Source organism: Halolactibacillus halophilus (genome assembly GCF_900115605.1).
Taxonomy (GTDB): Bacteria; Bacillota; Bacilli; order Bacillales; family Amphibacillaceae; genus Halolactibacillus; species Halolactibacillus halophilus.
Map to the genome: position 1 here is coordinate 1 of NZ_FOXC01000020.1, position 15,131 is coordinate 15,131.

General features: G+C 38.1%; 12 protein-coding genes. 1 reads left to right on the forward strand and 11 read right to left on the reverse strand.

Going from position 1 to position 15,131, the window contains the following annotated elements:
* Nucleotides 1–354 precede the first annotated feature (354 nt).
* Complete coding sequence (locus BM098_RS08025; RefSeq protein ID WP_159430149.1) at nucleotides 355–1,272, forward strand: diacylglycerol/lipid kinase family protein; 918 nt, start codon at nucleotides 355–357, stop codon at nucleotides 1,270–1,272.
* A gap of 161 nt (nucleotides 1,273–1,433) precedes the next feature.
* On the opposite strand, the gene BM098_RS08030 is transcribed toward BM098_RS08025, so the two are convergent.
* The 11 genes from BM098_RS08030 to flgK all read right to left on the reverse strand — a co-directional run bounded on the left by BM098_RS08030 (nucleotide 1,434) and on the right by flgK (nucleotide 15,131).
* Nucleotides 1,434–3,125 carry a methyl-accepting chemotaxis protein gene (locus BM098_RS08030; protein WP_089832196.1) on the reverse strand — a complete coding sequence of 564 codons (1,692 nt, stop codon included), beginning with the start codon at nucleotides 3,123–3,125 and terminating at the stop codon, nucleotides 1,434–1,436.
* Between the two features lie 285 nt (nucleotides 3,126–3,410).
* On the reverse strand, nucleotides 3,411–3,578 hold the full coding sequence (locus tag BM098_RS08035; RefSeq protein ID WP_089832197.1) for a YjfB family protein: 168 nt from the start codon (nucleotides 3,576–3,578) through the stop codon (nucleotides 3,411–3,413).
* A gap of 88 nt (nucleotides 3,579–3,666) precedes the next feature.
* Nucleotides 3,667–4,482 carry a flagellin N-terminal helical domain-containing protein gene (locus tag BM098_RS08040; protein ID WP_089832198.1) on the reverse strand — a complete coding sequence of 272 codons (816 nt, stop codon included), beginning with the start codon at nucleotides 4,480–4,482 and terminating at the stop codon, nucleotides 3,667–3,669.
* Nucleotides 4,483–4,620: 138 nt separating this feature from the next.
* Nucleotides 4,621–7,959, reverse strand: coding sequence for a flagellin N-terminal helical domain-containing protein (locus BM098_RS13720; RefSeq protein WP_261766437.1), 3,339 nt, complete (start codon nucleotides 7,957–7,959; stop codon nucleotides 4,621–4,623).
* Between the two features lie 312 nt (nucleotides 7,960–8,271).
* Nucleotides 8,272–8,610, reverse strand: a complete 339-nt coding sequence (locus BM098_RS08050) for a DUF8042 domain-containing protein (RefSeq protein ID WP_089832202.1) — start codon at nucleotides 8,608–8,610, stop codon at nucleotides 8,272–8,274.
* Nucleotides 8,611–9,188: 578 nt separating this feature from the next.
* Complete coding sequence (locus BM098_RS08055) at nucleotides 9,189–10,337, reverse strand: flagellin N-terminal helical domain-containing protein (RefSeq protein WP_089832204.1); 1,149 nt, start codon at nucleotides 10,335–10,337, stop codon at nucleotides 9,189–9,191.
* Between the two features lie 158 nt (nucleotides 10,338–10,495).
* A complete protein-coding gene (gene csrA, locus BM098_RS08060; RefSeq protein ID WP_089832206.1) occupies nucleotides 10,496–10,714 on the reverse strand; it encodes a carbon storage regulator CsrA in 219 nt (72 codons plus the stop codon).
* Entirely contained in the window at nucleotides 10,715–11,158 is a 444-nt protein-coding gene (gene fliW, locus BM098_RS08065; RefSeq protein WP_089832208.1) for a flagellar assembly protein FliW, read from the reverse strand. It abuts the gene before it with no gap.
* Between the two features lie 331 nt (nucleotides 11,159–11,489).
* Complete coding sequence (locus tag BM098_RS08070) at nucleotides 11,490–12,077, reverse strand: DUF6470 family protein (protein ID WP_089832210.1); 588 nt, start codon at nucleotides 12,075–12,077, stop codon at nucleotides 11,490–11,492.
* A 208-nt stretch (nucleotides 12,078–12,285) separates the two neighbouring features.
* On the reverse strand, nucleotides 12,286–13,173 hold the full coding sequence (flgL, locus tag BM098_RS08075) for a flagellar hook-associated protein FlgL (RefSeq protein WP_089832212.1): 888 nt from the start codon (nucleotides 13,171–13,173) through the stop codon (nucleotides 12,286–12,288).
* A gap of 8 nt (nucleotides 13,174–13,181) precedes the next feature.
* Nucleotides 13,182–15,131 (reverse strand): flagellar hook-associated protein FlgK, encoded by a 1,950-nt coding sequence (gene flgK, locus BM098_RS13725; protein WP_234987454.1) that lies wholly within the window; start codon nucleotides 15,129–15,131, stop codon nucleotides 13,182–13,184.

Below are 15,131 nucleotides of genomic sequence, written 5' to 3' on the forward strand. Positions count from 1 at the left end.
GTTTGCAGTGTTAATGTAAGCATTTAAAATACTAAGAAGCGATAGTCCGAGTTGCACTCCTTAAAAAAATTGTACAGTTTTGTGTTGACATACCAAACTCGTTTCTATTCCTTAAGTAGTGACAAGCACTAACTCTTTTTAAAAGTTAGTGCCGAGTGATAATCATTCCACTGCCATTTCTACATATGGTATAACTTAATGACATGGCCTTAACAACTTTTTTCTTCTTTTCACTGTAGATTAGTCTTTATAGCATAACCAAAGGGTTTAAAATTCCTTCGAATGGGAACATCTTTAAGAGAACCTATATAGCTATCAACATTACGATAACTACTGCTAATGAGGAGGGTAACAATGACAGACCACACGATTACCTTATGTTTTCATGAAGAGGCCGGTCAAGTCGACCGCGACTTACTAAATGCTATCACCGCTACCCTTGAACGTGATACTTTTTCAGTGATGGAATTAAATTTAGCTAAGGCATCAAATAAAACAATCACTTCTCACTTTAAAGCAAGTGAGGTTGTCATCGCCTATGGCGGGGATGGAACAGTACATCACGTGCTCCAACATCTACTCACACTAAGCGAACCACCCACATTTGCGATTATTCCTGGCGGGACAGCGAATGACTTTGCCCGTACACTTAATATGCCAATAAATCCTGTGAAGGCTGCTGAAACAATCATCAATCAACAAACGAAACAAATTGATGTCGGGCAGTTTAACGATCGCTACTTCCTCAATTTCTTTGGCATTGGTCTTGTGACAGAGACTAAGCAAGCGGTCAGTGCGTCAGAATCAAAACAGACATTTGGACGGTTTAGTTATTATTTAAATAGCTTACAAACATTAAATGCGCCTGAGGAGCCGTTCTCGGTCACTGTTAAAGGTGATAATCATACGTATGAAGGCAACGCCATGATGGTGATGGTTGGAAATGGTCAGTACACCGGTGGTGTACGTGCCTTTTTCAATCAGGCTGATATGACAGACGGGGCTTTTGATGTGTTGATCATTAAGAATGTCTCAGCTCGATCATTATTTGATATCGTCAAAGCCAATATCACACCTGACCCCAAACAGTTAGAAGGGATAGAGTATTTTCGAACATCAACACTTGATATTAAAACAACACCACCTCAACAGATTGATTGTGACGGTGAAGACGGTGGCGTAACACCTGTCACATTAAAAGTACTGCCGAAACATATCACAATGATTACCGGTGAGACGTCTTTGTTTCAAAACCTTCAAAATAAGCGCTAACTAAAAAGAAGCTTATTCATACCAGCAAAACAGGCGCGTGTACCGGTTACCGGACACGCGCCTGTTTTGAATGGTTCGCTGAGACTTACAGCTTTTTAATATCAACGCGTTATAAACGCTGTTGTATTAATTGAAAATGATTCATAACGAAAAAGAGGAGACTAAACCTCAAAACGCGACACAATTTGTTTTAGATCATCGACGAGATTTGTTAAGTCCTTGGCCCCATCGGCAATGGTTTGCATCGACCCGTTCATTTCTTCCACTGACGCACTTGTCTCTTCTACACCCGCAGCTGACTCTTCTGAAATAGACGCCACTTCTTCGACAGCTGTTAATAAACGCGCCGTTTCACTTGAGACATGATTCAGTGATGAGACAATCTGATCAATACTTGTTGCGGTGCTTCCGACAGCTGTATCAATTTGATTAAATGTCGCATTGGTTTGATTGATCTTTTCTGTACCAGATTTTACGACCCCGTAACCTTCTTTTAGGTCGTTGTTAACTTGAATCGATGATGTTTGGATTGTATCAACCGTACCAGTAATATCTTTTACTGACGTAGCAACTTGTTCAGCAAGTTTTCTTACTTCATCAGCAACAACACTAAAGCCTTTACCATGTTCACCCGCACGGGCAGCTTCAATAGAAGCGTTTAAGGCTAAAAGGTTCGTTTGTTCAGCGATATCTTCAATCACACTGACCATCTTCGAAATACTTTGTGCATTGTTGTTTAATTCTTCAACACGTGTAACTGAACCGTTAATCACCCGGTCAATATTTCTCATGGCTTCAACTGACGCTTTCATTAGCGACTGTCCTTCTTTTGTTAGTGCTAACACGTTCGCTGTTTCGCCATGTGCCCCTTGTCCTTGTTCAAGAGCCGTTGTCATTTCGGTATTTAAGACATGCATCCCTTCAGATAACTCTGATGCGTGGCTTGCTTGTGATTCTGAACCATCCGCAAGTTCACCCATTGTAATCGCAATTTGGTCTGCCCCACTACTCACTTCAACGGCTGACTGTGATAAGCCATCACTGTGACGACCGACGGTCGTTGAAACGTCTTCTAATTGACTAATAAGTAAGTTCATTTGACGATTCAGTTCATTGGTCGCATCCATCAATTGACCTGACTCATCACGAAGACGTGACTCTAATGGTTCATGATTTAATTTACCTTGACTAAGTAGATGCATACGTTCGGTGACTTTCTTAATCGGCTTCGTAATTGACCCTGCCATCACAAAGGCAATGACGAGTGCTAACACAATAATCACAATAACCGCAGCACCTGAAGACATAATCATGATAGTTCCCATTGAAATGACGTCTTCTCCCATTGATTCAATCGTTTCCTCACGACCAGCCGCAAGAGCTTTAAAACCGTTAATGAGTTCTGTCGAAAGTGGTTGAACTTCATTTTCTAAAAACATCCGTGCTTGTGGGATGTTTCCGGCATCAACCATGGCCATCACTTGGTCGGTCCGTTGGCCCCATTCGATTTTTAGATTAATTAAGCGATCCAATTCTTCTGAGTCACTAAGCGCCAGAGCTTCTTCTTCTAGCGCAAAGGTTTCTTCTAATCCAGACTCAAATGCTTCACGGTAGACCTCATCATCATATAATAAATATGAACTCAGTAAGCTTGTTCGTTCTTGCATATTTAATGCTAAATGTTCATCAATAACTAAATTTGGCAATTCATCTTCAATCATATTTTCGGTTTTCGTATTGCTGAGTTGCATCATCACAATCATAAACCCACTCAGTAACACACTTAAACCTACAACGACGAGAAAACCAATCAAAATTTTCCCTTTTAAACTTTTTAATCCGCGCTTTTTCAAAACAACCCACTCCTTTGTCTGATTTGTACCCCTTGTTTCTATCTCTTTAATTTGTATAAATTAACTAAATTGATATCTCTAAACACTTTAATTATTATATCGACGTTTCCCCCGGTAAATTCAAGCTTTTTAACAGCAATGATTATAAAAAGTACTAACTTTATTAGACAGAAATATTAGGATTGTCTCTTAAAACTTACAGTTGGTAATACATTAAGCGTTTTCAATATGTATGTAATAATTAAGCACTTTACCTCAAAAGAATATGAGATAAAGTGCTTATAGTTAAGCTTTTAGATCAATGTGATTTCCTAAATCAGGATGTGGTACAGTCGCTGTTTCTAACATCTCAGTCATCGAGTCAGAACTTGATTCAGCTAACTCCATTGTCTTTGACATTAATTGAATTGACATATCACTTTTTACTTGTTGTTGGGACATTAAAATAGACATTGCGGCAACATCGATAAGGCATCGCTCCTTTCATGACTACCTATTACTGTATCTTATCTATATCTACTTTCATTCTACCATACTTCTATTAACTATTTAACAATTGCAAAATACTTTGTGGCTGGCTCATACTCATCACAAGCATCATTTGAGCGGCTTGATTTAAAATATTATGTTTGACCATATTCATCATTTCTTTCGCCATATCAGCATCACGAATCCGCGACTCAGCATTTGTTAAATTAAAGGCTTGGTTATCTAGATTACTGATGGTATGGCCTAATCGATTTTCCATCGCCCCAAGACGTGAGCGTTCACGGGAAACTGATTCTATCGCGGTATCAAGGACGGATAGCGTCTCTCCTGCCTCTTCATGAGAGCTTAAACTTAAATCAGTTAAACTTAAGGAATCACTGGTCATATCATTAATCGAAATCTCCATAAACTGACCACTGTTTGCGCCAATTTGTAGCTTTTTATCTTTAAATGAGTCGTCTAATAGTGATTGGGTGTTAAATTCAGTACTTTTTCCGATATCATTCAAACCATTAATGAGTTCGTCGAACTCATCTTGTAATTTCAATCGATCACTACCTGTCAACGTGTCATTACCTGCTTGAACCGTTAGTTCACGCATCCGTTGTAAAATTGCATGACTCTCATTTAGACCACCTTCAGCTGTTTGAATCAGAGAAACGCCGTCCTGGGCATTACGCGCAGCTTGGTTTAACCCGCGGATTTGCGCACGCATGCGTTCAGAAATGGCCAGGCCTGCCGGGTCATCTTTGGCACTATTAATTCGCTTCCCTGAAGAAAGGCGCATCATCGCTGTCATCATTTGATTCTGATGTATGCCCATTTGCCGGTAGGCAAATAACGCCATCGTATTCGTTCCGATTCGCATCGTGCTTCTTCTCCTTTACTCCTTCTTTATATTTATATCGGCTAAAGGTAACTATTATTAATCACTATCTATCTAAATAGACATAAAGAAGCACAAAACCCCACATGTAGTTTTGTGCCTCTTTTAATACACGGTATTTCATTCAAGTAATTTTAATACCGTTCGACTCATCGTTTGACTTTGAGCTTGTATAGTTACTTGAGCTTGAGATAAAATATTAACTTTTGTTAAATCCATCATCTGTTTTGCAACATCAGCATCTCGAATCCCACTTTCAGAGGCTGTTAGATTTTCAGAAGAGTTACCGTTAATATTTACAATGTGTTCTAATCGATTCCGCATCGCACCAATACGGCTACGTTCACCTGAGGTATATTGAATATGTTGATCAAGCAAAGCTATCGTTTGATCAGCTCTTTCTCTGTTTAAAACATCTATACCTTTAATTTTTAACAACAAATTATTAAATGAATCAATTTTCACATCTAAATAATCTCCAGTATTTGCCCCTACTTGCATTGTATAAGCATTTTCTTCATATGCTAATGCATGTTCAACATCATAATCAACATCTAGCGTATTCGACGGTGGTTCAAGTTCAAGTGGCTGCTTGAAAACAAGCTCACTTCCTTGTACCTCATAAAGTGTTTGGTTAACTTCTTCTCCATTTAGCGTAACTTTCACCGTTGGCTTTAAAATATCGGCTTTCACCATTTCTGAAGATTTAAATATATCTTCATATGGATCAAATAAAAGACCAGTATCATCTAAAGGCATACTTGTAGGTTGATCAATTGATTCAACTTTTATTGTGTAGGATGATTCCGCTGCATCTGGTCGTAAATCATCTGATACAGTGACGATGCCATCTTTTGCGATGTACCCAGTTGGTGGTGCTGGTTTCAATTCGGTATCATTTAGAAATACACGGTGCACCCGTTCGTTTTTAAGATAAGCTACTTCTAACTGATTTGGATCAACCGTACGCACATTTAGTTCGCCGATGGTTGTTTCAGCGTTTAATCTGGCATCTCCATGTAATGATACGCGACCTGTCTCTTCATCATAAGTGAAACCATGGTTACTATCATATTCTATTTCTGACCCGTCCAAATATACACGCACACTCTTAGGCTCGGTTTGATCAACTAAACCATAGCTAGGGGGAGCGGGTGAAACCGTCACATCATAGGTATCATTTAGTCTTGTTGCGGCTGATGGCTCATAAATATACTCAATCGATATTGATTCATCTGAAGACGGACGAGCGTCTCCATAAAGTTGAAGCGTCTGACGATTTTCATCATAGTAATATCCGTTTGTTTTCGATTCATCATAGGCAATATCTCTAAACCCTACCTTAACCGCAACACTATTTAAATCACCATCACCAGATATATCATACTCTTCTGGCACAGATGACAGTCTGACTTCTACGATATCATTTACTTCTTGTGCGTTAAGAGAATCTTCAACGAAGCGAAGCGAATAAGTATCTCCTGCGTCTGGCCTAGCATCACCGAATAGTTTAATGATTTTGTTATTTTTGTCATATTGAAACCCATTCGTATCAGAGTACGTAATCCGTTCCTCACCACTTGTTGTATTGCGGTAAACCGCAATCGACGCTGGCAGACCGTCAGCTTCATCAAGATGATAAGCTTCTGGTAACGTATCGGCTGGCATTTTTATGCCATAGACATCTTCTGTGGTATCATCGGCCGTTAAATCACTAACATAGTCAATCGTCACTTCTTCACCGCTAGATACATCCGGGCGACTAGCGCCATGAATTAAAATCATCCCAGTATCTCTATCATAAGTAAAACCATTAGTATCTGAATACTTGATTTCATTACCACCGACAAATACTCTGAAAGGACGATTCAGAGTTGAATCAGCTGATTTAATATTATATGTATCAAGTCCGGAAACAAATGGATGACTGAAGGCATCATCATTCGTAGCATCAACGATATAATCAATCGACACCTCTTCATCACCACTCGGTCTCATGTCACTATAAAACTCTAAGCGATTGTCTGGTTCGTTATAATAAACACCACTTGTCGTATGGTCACTTGGTTGTGTATTCAAGTAGTCTGCTTGTTCTACTACCCGACTGCCTATCACTACCTTTAAACTTCTAGGACCATCCGTACCATCTAAATGATAGTGTTCTGTATTATTTGGAAGCTTCACATGATAATCATCAAGCGCCACCGCCGGACTAGAAGCATAATCAAATTGATAATAATCAGTAGCATCATCTCCATCTTCAGCACCAATTACCGCATCACCAAAGAATTCGACTGTTGCACCAGTTACTGTATAATAACCATCGCTAGGTTCAGTGCCTGCTTTGTCCCAGTATGTTAGTTCACGACTGCCCGCATCATTATGTTTTGTAACAATAAGCGAGGCAGTTGTTTCATTCATACGATAGCGTTGCGGGGCACTTGAAAGGGTGATTGTTTGGCTATTACTCGGAATGTTTAGATTATCCGTCGTCACAATGATGCTTCTTTGATTAACAACATCACCCGTTAAGGCGTCTAACGTGACTTCTTTAATGTTGCCAGTTTTATCAGCATAAAGGAAATCAATATTACCAGCATCATCCGTATCTTTAAACGTATACCCTTTACTATTAGAAAGATTGGTATTATAATCCTCAATTACATTACTGACAACTTCCCAAGTATTATAACCTGATTTTTTCTCAACGACTAAACCGTCTTCTGTCTCTTTTAAGCGTAAGTTTCCATCTGGTGAAACAGAACGAAAAGACATAACATCTGGATTTGTTACCGCTGTGGGATCTGCAAGACCATCTACAGGTACTTGATAATCTGTGTTGGTCCGGGTACTTTTAAAGACAATCGCAGTACCGTCATCAGAATAGCGCGGCTCGTACTCGGCAACGGTTGAACCACTTTCCGAGTGACTATCCGTTATATTTAATGTCTCTGATAGACTTCTATTATTCTTATTGACATAACTCGTTGATGGTGAAATCGCGGCATCTTCCTTATAAGGAAACGTCTGTGATTGAACCGTTTGTGTTGATGTATTCGTATTTAAATCAATGACTTTTTGTTCGTGCCTGGATTCAATTTCTGATGCTTTTAATTCTTCATTGGCTAAAACTTTTTGCGTGTTGAATTCAGTATGTTTAACAACATCTCGAATGCCTTCTTTTAGTTGAGCAACTTCTTCATCAATTGTTTTCCGGTCAGATGTAGATAAAGTATCCGTTGCCGCCTGAACAGAAAGTTCACGCATGCGTTGTAAACTAGCGCTAATTTCCTGCATCCCACCTTCTGCCACATCGACGAGTGAAATTGCATTTTGAGCATTGCGCTCCGCTTGTTGTAATCCACGGATCTGAGCCCGCATTTTTTCAGAGATGGCTAATCCAGCCGCATCATCAGCTGCTTTATTTATACGTTTACCCGCCCCTAGTTTTTCAAAGATATTCTGTTACTTCTTTTGTGTTTGTTTTAACTTATTATTCATCAGTAATTGATTAGATATCTGCATTCTCATTTCCACCTATGTTTGATATTTTATAGATATTTCCTATTATATCGACATAAACTGTAATATTACTTAAAAACACAAATAGTTATCTCAATCTATGTTTTCAGATACTTTCGCTACACCAAAAAGTACTTAACACATTAAAATGTTAAGCACTTGCTATCAAGCATATAAACCTTGTAAAAATATTTATCACACTAATAATCACCTGGTACCCCACTAACCTTTCAATAAAGAAAAGTAACGTTATCCATCTTTCAATTGCTTCTGTAAATCCGTTAATTGCTTCAGCATAGAGTGGTTAATGACAGAAGCAACTTGTTGATATTCATTTGATTCAAAACTCAACACAATCTTTTCCAAAGACACTTTAATAGATTTCATTTGTTGTTCAACGCGATTAAAATCTTTTAATTTTAACGTGAACAGTGTTTCTTCAATAGTTACAAATCCTGAGATAATATCTTCCATCACTACCATAGCCACCAATAAATCACCATCAGCGATTTGATTATGTACATAGTTTGTCGCATCAATCATTGTTTCTAGTAATTCATACACTAGATTTAGTCTTGATTCAGTCATTCTATTCACCCTCTCGAATAGTATCTAGCAATCTAATACCTTTATACCGCTTAACACTAACAAATATTTTAAGTTATAAATTACTAAGCATTTAACTTGTGTAAAAATGCATTTTTCTAAATGATGAATTTACTAGCATCGTTTATGTAAATAGAAAAGACCCCAGCATCACTGCCAGGATCTTTTCAATAAATCAACTATCAATTAACCTAATAATTGTAGTACTGATTGTGGTTGTTGGTTGGCTTGCACTGCCTCAATGTCTTTCAATCATTGGTTAGACTATATCTTCATCCTATTACTTAATAGGAGCTGGGCACTTCGAACAAGTACTTTCACTTGCCCTACGAACTTCATCACCATAGCTTACTCGCCTTAGATGGTCTGTTCTAGTCGTTGAACCTTCTCCATTCTTTCGAAACAGGAGCTTGGCTGCTGATTATCCAATCTCTTTTATTTTCAAACCGTGACGTCTACTGTTTCCAGTTCCGCTGTGGTTAAAAGAGCTCTAAGGAAGTTCCAGCAATTCACCCAGTGATCATCTTACTCATTACTAAGTAAGACGCCCGGTCAAATAGTTACCCTAGTAGTTGTAAAACTGACTGAGGGGCACTGTTTGCTTGAGCTAACATACTTTGAGATGCTTGAGAAAGGATGTTTGCGCGCGTCATTTCCATCATTTCTTCCGCCATATCAACGTCACGGATACGAGATTCCGCAGCTGATAAGTTCTCAGAAGAGTTGTCAAGGTTAGAAATTGTGTGTTCTAATCGGTTTTGCACAGAACCTAAATTAGATCTTTGTGATGAAACTTTCTCAATAGCATTATTAATAGTAGTAATTGCAGCTGTTGCTTTTTCTGCTGATTCTATATTAATTGATGACGAATCACCATTACGAACTCCTAAGTTAGAAGCATTCATGTTGTCAATTCCAATATCTATAGTTTGACCACTATTTGCTCCAATTTGTGCAGTCAATGATTTTGAAGCATCTGTTTGCGCTGCTTCATACTTAGATACACTAATGGTAATAGATTCTCCCACCTTCATTCCAGTTAAATCAGATAGAGTTAAGTCACTACCAAATCCAGTAAGCGTAGTAGTATCTGTTAAACTAACACCTGTTGAATTCGGATCTCCGATTTCAAAATCATTTTGATCACCGTCTGCACTATCAGTTCTGGTAATTATAATTGTACCAGTTTTATCTAATGCTTTAGCATCAGCAGCTGCAGCAGTTAAATTCGAAATAGAACTATTATTTTCAACATTGACTTTGCCGTTTATTTCATCCTGTAGTCCAGCTTTACTACCATCTAGTAATTTTTGAGTATTGAATTCAGTAGTGTTTGCAATTCTGTCAATCTCATCTGTTAATTGATCGATCTCTTTTTGAATTTCGGCTCTATCCGAGGCAGTGTTTGTATCGTTAGATGATTGAACTGAAAGTTCACGCATACGTTGCAAGATGTTGTGAGTTTCATCTAAAGCACCTTCAGCAGTTTGGATTAATGAAATACCATCTGAAGCATTACGAGATGCTTGATCTAAACCACGGATTTGACCACGCATTTTTTCAGAAATCGCAAGACCTGCTGCATCGTCCCCTGCTTTGTTAATACGTAGACCTGAAGATAATTTCTCCATTGATTTTTGCATTGAGTTTTGGTTGATACCTAATTGACGGTATGTGTTCAATGCAGGAATATTATTGTTAATAATCATGTTTGTTTCCTCCTTGAGTTTGTTTTATTCCCACGTCCATGTGGAAGAATTTTGTGGCTGACTCGCATTAAAAGCGGCCGTCTCTTAAAGCTCTATCAGCCTCTAATACTATTATCGGAGATAGTTAACTAATGTTTAATGGTTTTCTAAACTTTTTTCTAAAGATTTTTAAGAACACTCAAGACATCCTCTTTACTTGATGCTGCTTGATTGTTTTCTTTAATAATTGCTTCATACACTTCATAACGATGTACATCAATGGATTTAGGCGCAGCAATACCTAGCTTTACTTGATCACCATCAACGGAAATAACTTTAATCTCAATATCATCACCAATTTGAATGCGTTCACTCGGTTTACGGCTGAGGACTAACATTTACTTGTCCTCCTTTTGATTAACCGTTTTAAAAATATATTCCTTTGTGGAGTCATCGGTCTTTTGAATAATATACTGCTTGCCTTCTTTTTCTTTGACATTAATCACAAGTGGCGCTTTTAAATTCGCTGTTGATGCTGCTAGTGTATCCCTTAATGTCACAATCGATAGAATCGATACGTCATCGCTTGATTCAATCTTTAACTGTTCCACCACTTGGTCATCTAATTCAAAACTGTAGTCAGATTTAAAACCAAATGGATTCACTACAATAAAAGCTAATGCTTTAGTCGTTACCGACTGCAGTACTTGAAAGACTGTCTCTTCTAAATTCATCAATACAAATTGCTTTTCTTCTAAAAATCCTGGTAAGCCGTTTTGAAAAGTTATAATATCCTCTTCATTAATTTCAACTTCATCAAAATACTTTGTTTTTATCTTCAACAGGACGACACCTACTTTCATTTTTTATGCTATAACCATTGTATTGCTTTTCCTTGTATCTACCACTACTCGTTAACGAGCTTATTATCGCGAGTTAACACTGTAAAACGCCTTATTTAAAATAATGCATCTGTAGTTCTAAAGTTGTTGCTAGATTACTTGATTTACAATCTTATTTTACAGAGAACAACACTTTCTAGCGTTCATTGTATTACAATATTTAAAACCAATGTTGACCAAAGATCAATTTTAGTGTTAAAGACAGACCTTCGGTCTTTAAATGCATATTGCGTGATGATTTATTGAATCATTTAACGTTGACGCTTCATTTTTAAGCATCTAAATTCATTTGTGATTCTGGTCCAACATTTTCAAATGAAATGTCGATATAGTTTTGTTGATCTAAATACACATCAAAGTTTGCTGGTGTCACCTGACGTTGAACAGGATTTGCTTGTGACTGAATCACTGGTTTATTTGCTTGAATATCCACATTAACATCAGCTGGTTCATAATTGATTTTCACTGAATTATAAGAAGGAATCACACCAATATTAAAGGGGCGATACTCTCTTGGCATCCGCGTTTTTGCTTGTTGTTTAATCGGATCGCCTCCGTTTTCAATTTTCATTAATTGATCACCTTCTCGCCTGCGACGACGTGTGCCTTCAGCGACAAGTTTCTTTCCTTCTAAAGCTTCTAAACGTATGGCTTCTTTTACTGGATACTGTCCTAAATCATGGAACGCTTGTGATTGGTCAATCGACAGTCTACCCGGCCTCGTTTCTATATTAACATCAGCTTGTGGTTGTTTAATAGAAAGGTCCGCTTCTGGTTGAGACATTTGTACCTTAGCATCTTCCATACTGATCCCAATACGCGCAAATTGTTGGTCTATTCTAATCTGAGGTAAGCGCATTTTCTACACCTCTTTTTCTTTTTAACTGTCTAATTTGGTCTAACTTATCGAGAATGATCGCTAATTATTCTGTGTATGTGTCATATACCTATCTGGTTCTTCTAGAGATTAAGTAACGGTCTAATCATTTATAGACATTCCTTACCATTCTAAGTAGCCCGTTTTAATAAATAAAGAGCCCTACCTTGATAGGGTAAGACTCTTGATATTATCTTAGAAAATCTAGTAATGTTGGTTGAATAACACGTGACCCTGCACTAAGTGCCGCACGGTGAATCGCTTCTTGTGACGTGAGATTCATAATCACTTCTTCTATTTCTGCATCTTCATTTTGAGACATCATATCGCGTGCCGTGATTTGTTGCCCTTCGAGTCGTGTTTCAATAAGTTCAACCCGGTTCATCCTTGCACCTAAATCTGCACGTTCACTTACAGTATTATCAATATGACCATCTATCACACTAATATTTGCATCAAAGTCTTCAAAGGCCGTACCATCTTTCAGCATTTCAGAAATCTTTTCAACGTCATCAAATAAATCTTTACCAAAAACATCCGTTGGATTAACGTTTGCCTGAAGTTGTGTGCCTGATGTTACTTCTAACATAACAGGTTTAAAAGTATTCGTATTAAATGAAAGTTCACCGTTTTCTCCAACGTCAATGGGCTTTTCTGTTGTTTGAGTACCATTAAAGATATATTTATTATTTACTTTTGTATTTGCCACTTCTACGAGTTGTTGTTTTAATTGATCCACTTCTTTTGCGATGGCGCCACGTTGATTTTCTTCATATGTCCCGTTACTCGCCTGTACGGTTAAATCACGTAGACGATTTAATATCTCTGTTGTTTCACCTAACGTATCATCGGATGTATCCATCCATGTATGCATTTCGGTGATATTACGCTGGAATTGTTCAACGTTGCTTACTTCAGTACGATAGCGCATCCCTTTCATCGCAATAACAGGATCGTCCGATGGACGATTAATCTTTTTACCGGTTGTTAATTGATCCATATACTTATTCATCGATGTATAGCTACTTGATAAGTTACGCAACATATTGTTTGATAACATACTTTGTGTTACACGCATTTATCTCACTACCTTCCTACGAGTCCCATATTATTTATAATCCGGTCTAGCGTTTCATCTATTGTTGTCATACTACGTGCTGCGGCGTTATACGCATGCTGGAACTTGATTAAGTTTGTCATTTCTTCATCAAGTGAGACTTTACTTACAGAGTCTCTGTTATCGGATACTTGTTGGCGAAGTGTACCAGAGTTCGCCTCCATACGATAGGATTCTTGTGCAAGAACACCAAGTTCACCTATCATTCCCTCAAAGTAACTTTTGACTGACGTTTTACTCCCTAATTCTCCTGCTTCAATTTTAAGCGTTTCACCATTTGTGACATTATTTTCAGCTGTCATAATGGGTTGAGCATTACCTTGCAAAATATTACTTTCAAATGTTCCACCATCTAAAGGCGATTTTAAATCAACATCATTAACCGAATAAAAGCTTTTACCATCATTTGAAACAGCTATAACGTTATTAGATGCATCTAAAATCACACTATCTATTTTACTAATCACATCCGTACCAAGCGTAATATTACTATTCGACCAGTAGCTAGCACTTCCATCAACTGGTTGATCGATCGTGTATTCTCCAATAGGTAAGTCATCTGAAGTAAATACGGTATTTGTATTGTCTAAACTTGCTTCGGTCAAATAATCTGTATAACTCCCCGCAAGTTTGACAGCATTTAAGCCATCACCACTGGCATTCGGAGCAGAACTTGCGGCAATTTTATCATGGTTATCTAGTATATCTCTATTTACTGTCATAGTTAAAGAAGGACGCGTCGCATTAGTATCAATCTCAAAGAACGTATCTGTTCCTGCTTCTCCTTCTAAATCATAACCATTCGCATGTGTGTCATTAAATTTTTCAACAAAAGCTTCTGCCATGTTATCCAAATTATTTAACATGTCGATATAAGTACCCGCTTCATCAGGATCACCCGTTGTTTGATAACCATGCATCTCCATTAAACCTTTTAATTGGCCCGTTACTTTAAAGTTTTCAGCAGCAATTTTTATTCCGTTAGGATCTGTCAATTCCCCAGCTTCATCAGTCCCCGATACCTTTTCCGGATTATAAAAATGAAACGACTTAACATTACTGTTTGGATTATCTGTTGCATCACCTTCAGTGTTAACGTATAAGTGGTTTACACTATAATCGCTACCATTAACTAAAGTGACATCAACTTCATTATTAGACGCATCAATGAATTTACCTGTCAGTTTGACGGTCGCTTTCCCCATAGCTATATCACTTGGCATACCAGAACTCTTTTCGTATGAGACCGAAATATCGGCAATTGATGATAGCTGATCGAGTAAACGGTCACGCTCATCATATAAATCATTGGCGACATGGCCGTGAGGTTCAATCTCACCGATTTGTCGGTTGAGCTGATTGATTTGGTTAAGTAACGAGTTGAATTCTGTTTGTTTCACATTCATTTCATTCCGTAAATCATCACGGACAGATTCTAGTGAGCTTGCGGTATATTGGAACGTATCAGCTACAGCTTGAGCACGTTGGGCGACAACTGAGCGTGCGCCTGAATCTTCTGGGTTGACCGATAAATCTTGTAGTGAATTCCAGAATTGATCGAAGATATGTGATAAGCCCTCTTCTGACGGTTCGTTCAGAATCGCTTCCATTTGTGTCGCTGCTTCCGCGCGCTGGCTATAATATTGTGTTTTCGCATTCTCCTTGCGGAACTGTACATCTAAGAATTGTTCTCTAATTCTTTCGACAGAACCTGGTTCCACACCATTACCGATGGTATCAATAATACCGCCTGGCTCTCGGCTTGATGTGAGGCCGTTAATGGCTTCAAAGTTAACGCGCTGACGCGTATAACCTTCTGTGTTCGCATTAGAGATATTGTGTGATGTTGTATACATAGCCGCTTGTTGGGCACTGAGTGCGCGCTTGGCCATTTCTAATCCATTAAAGGTTGATACCAT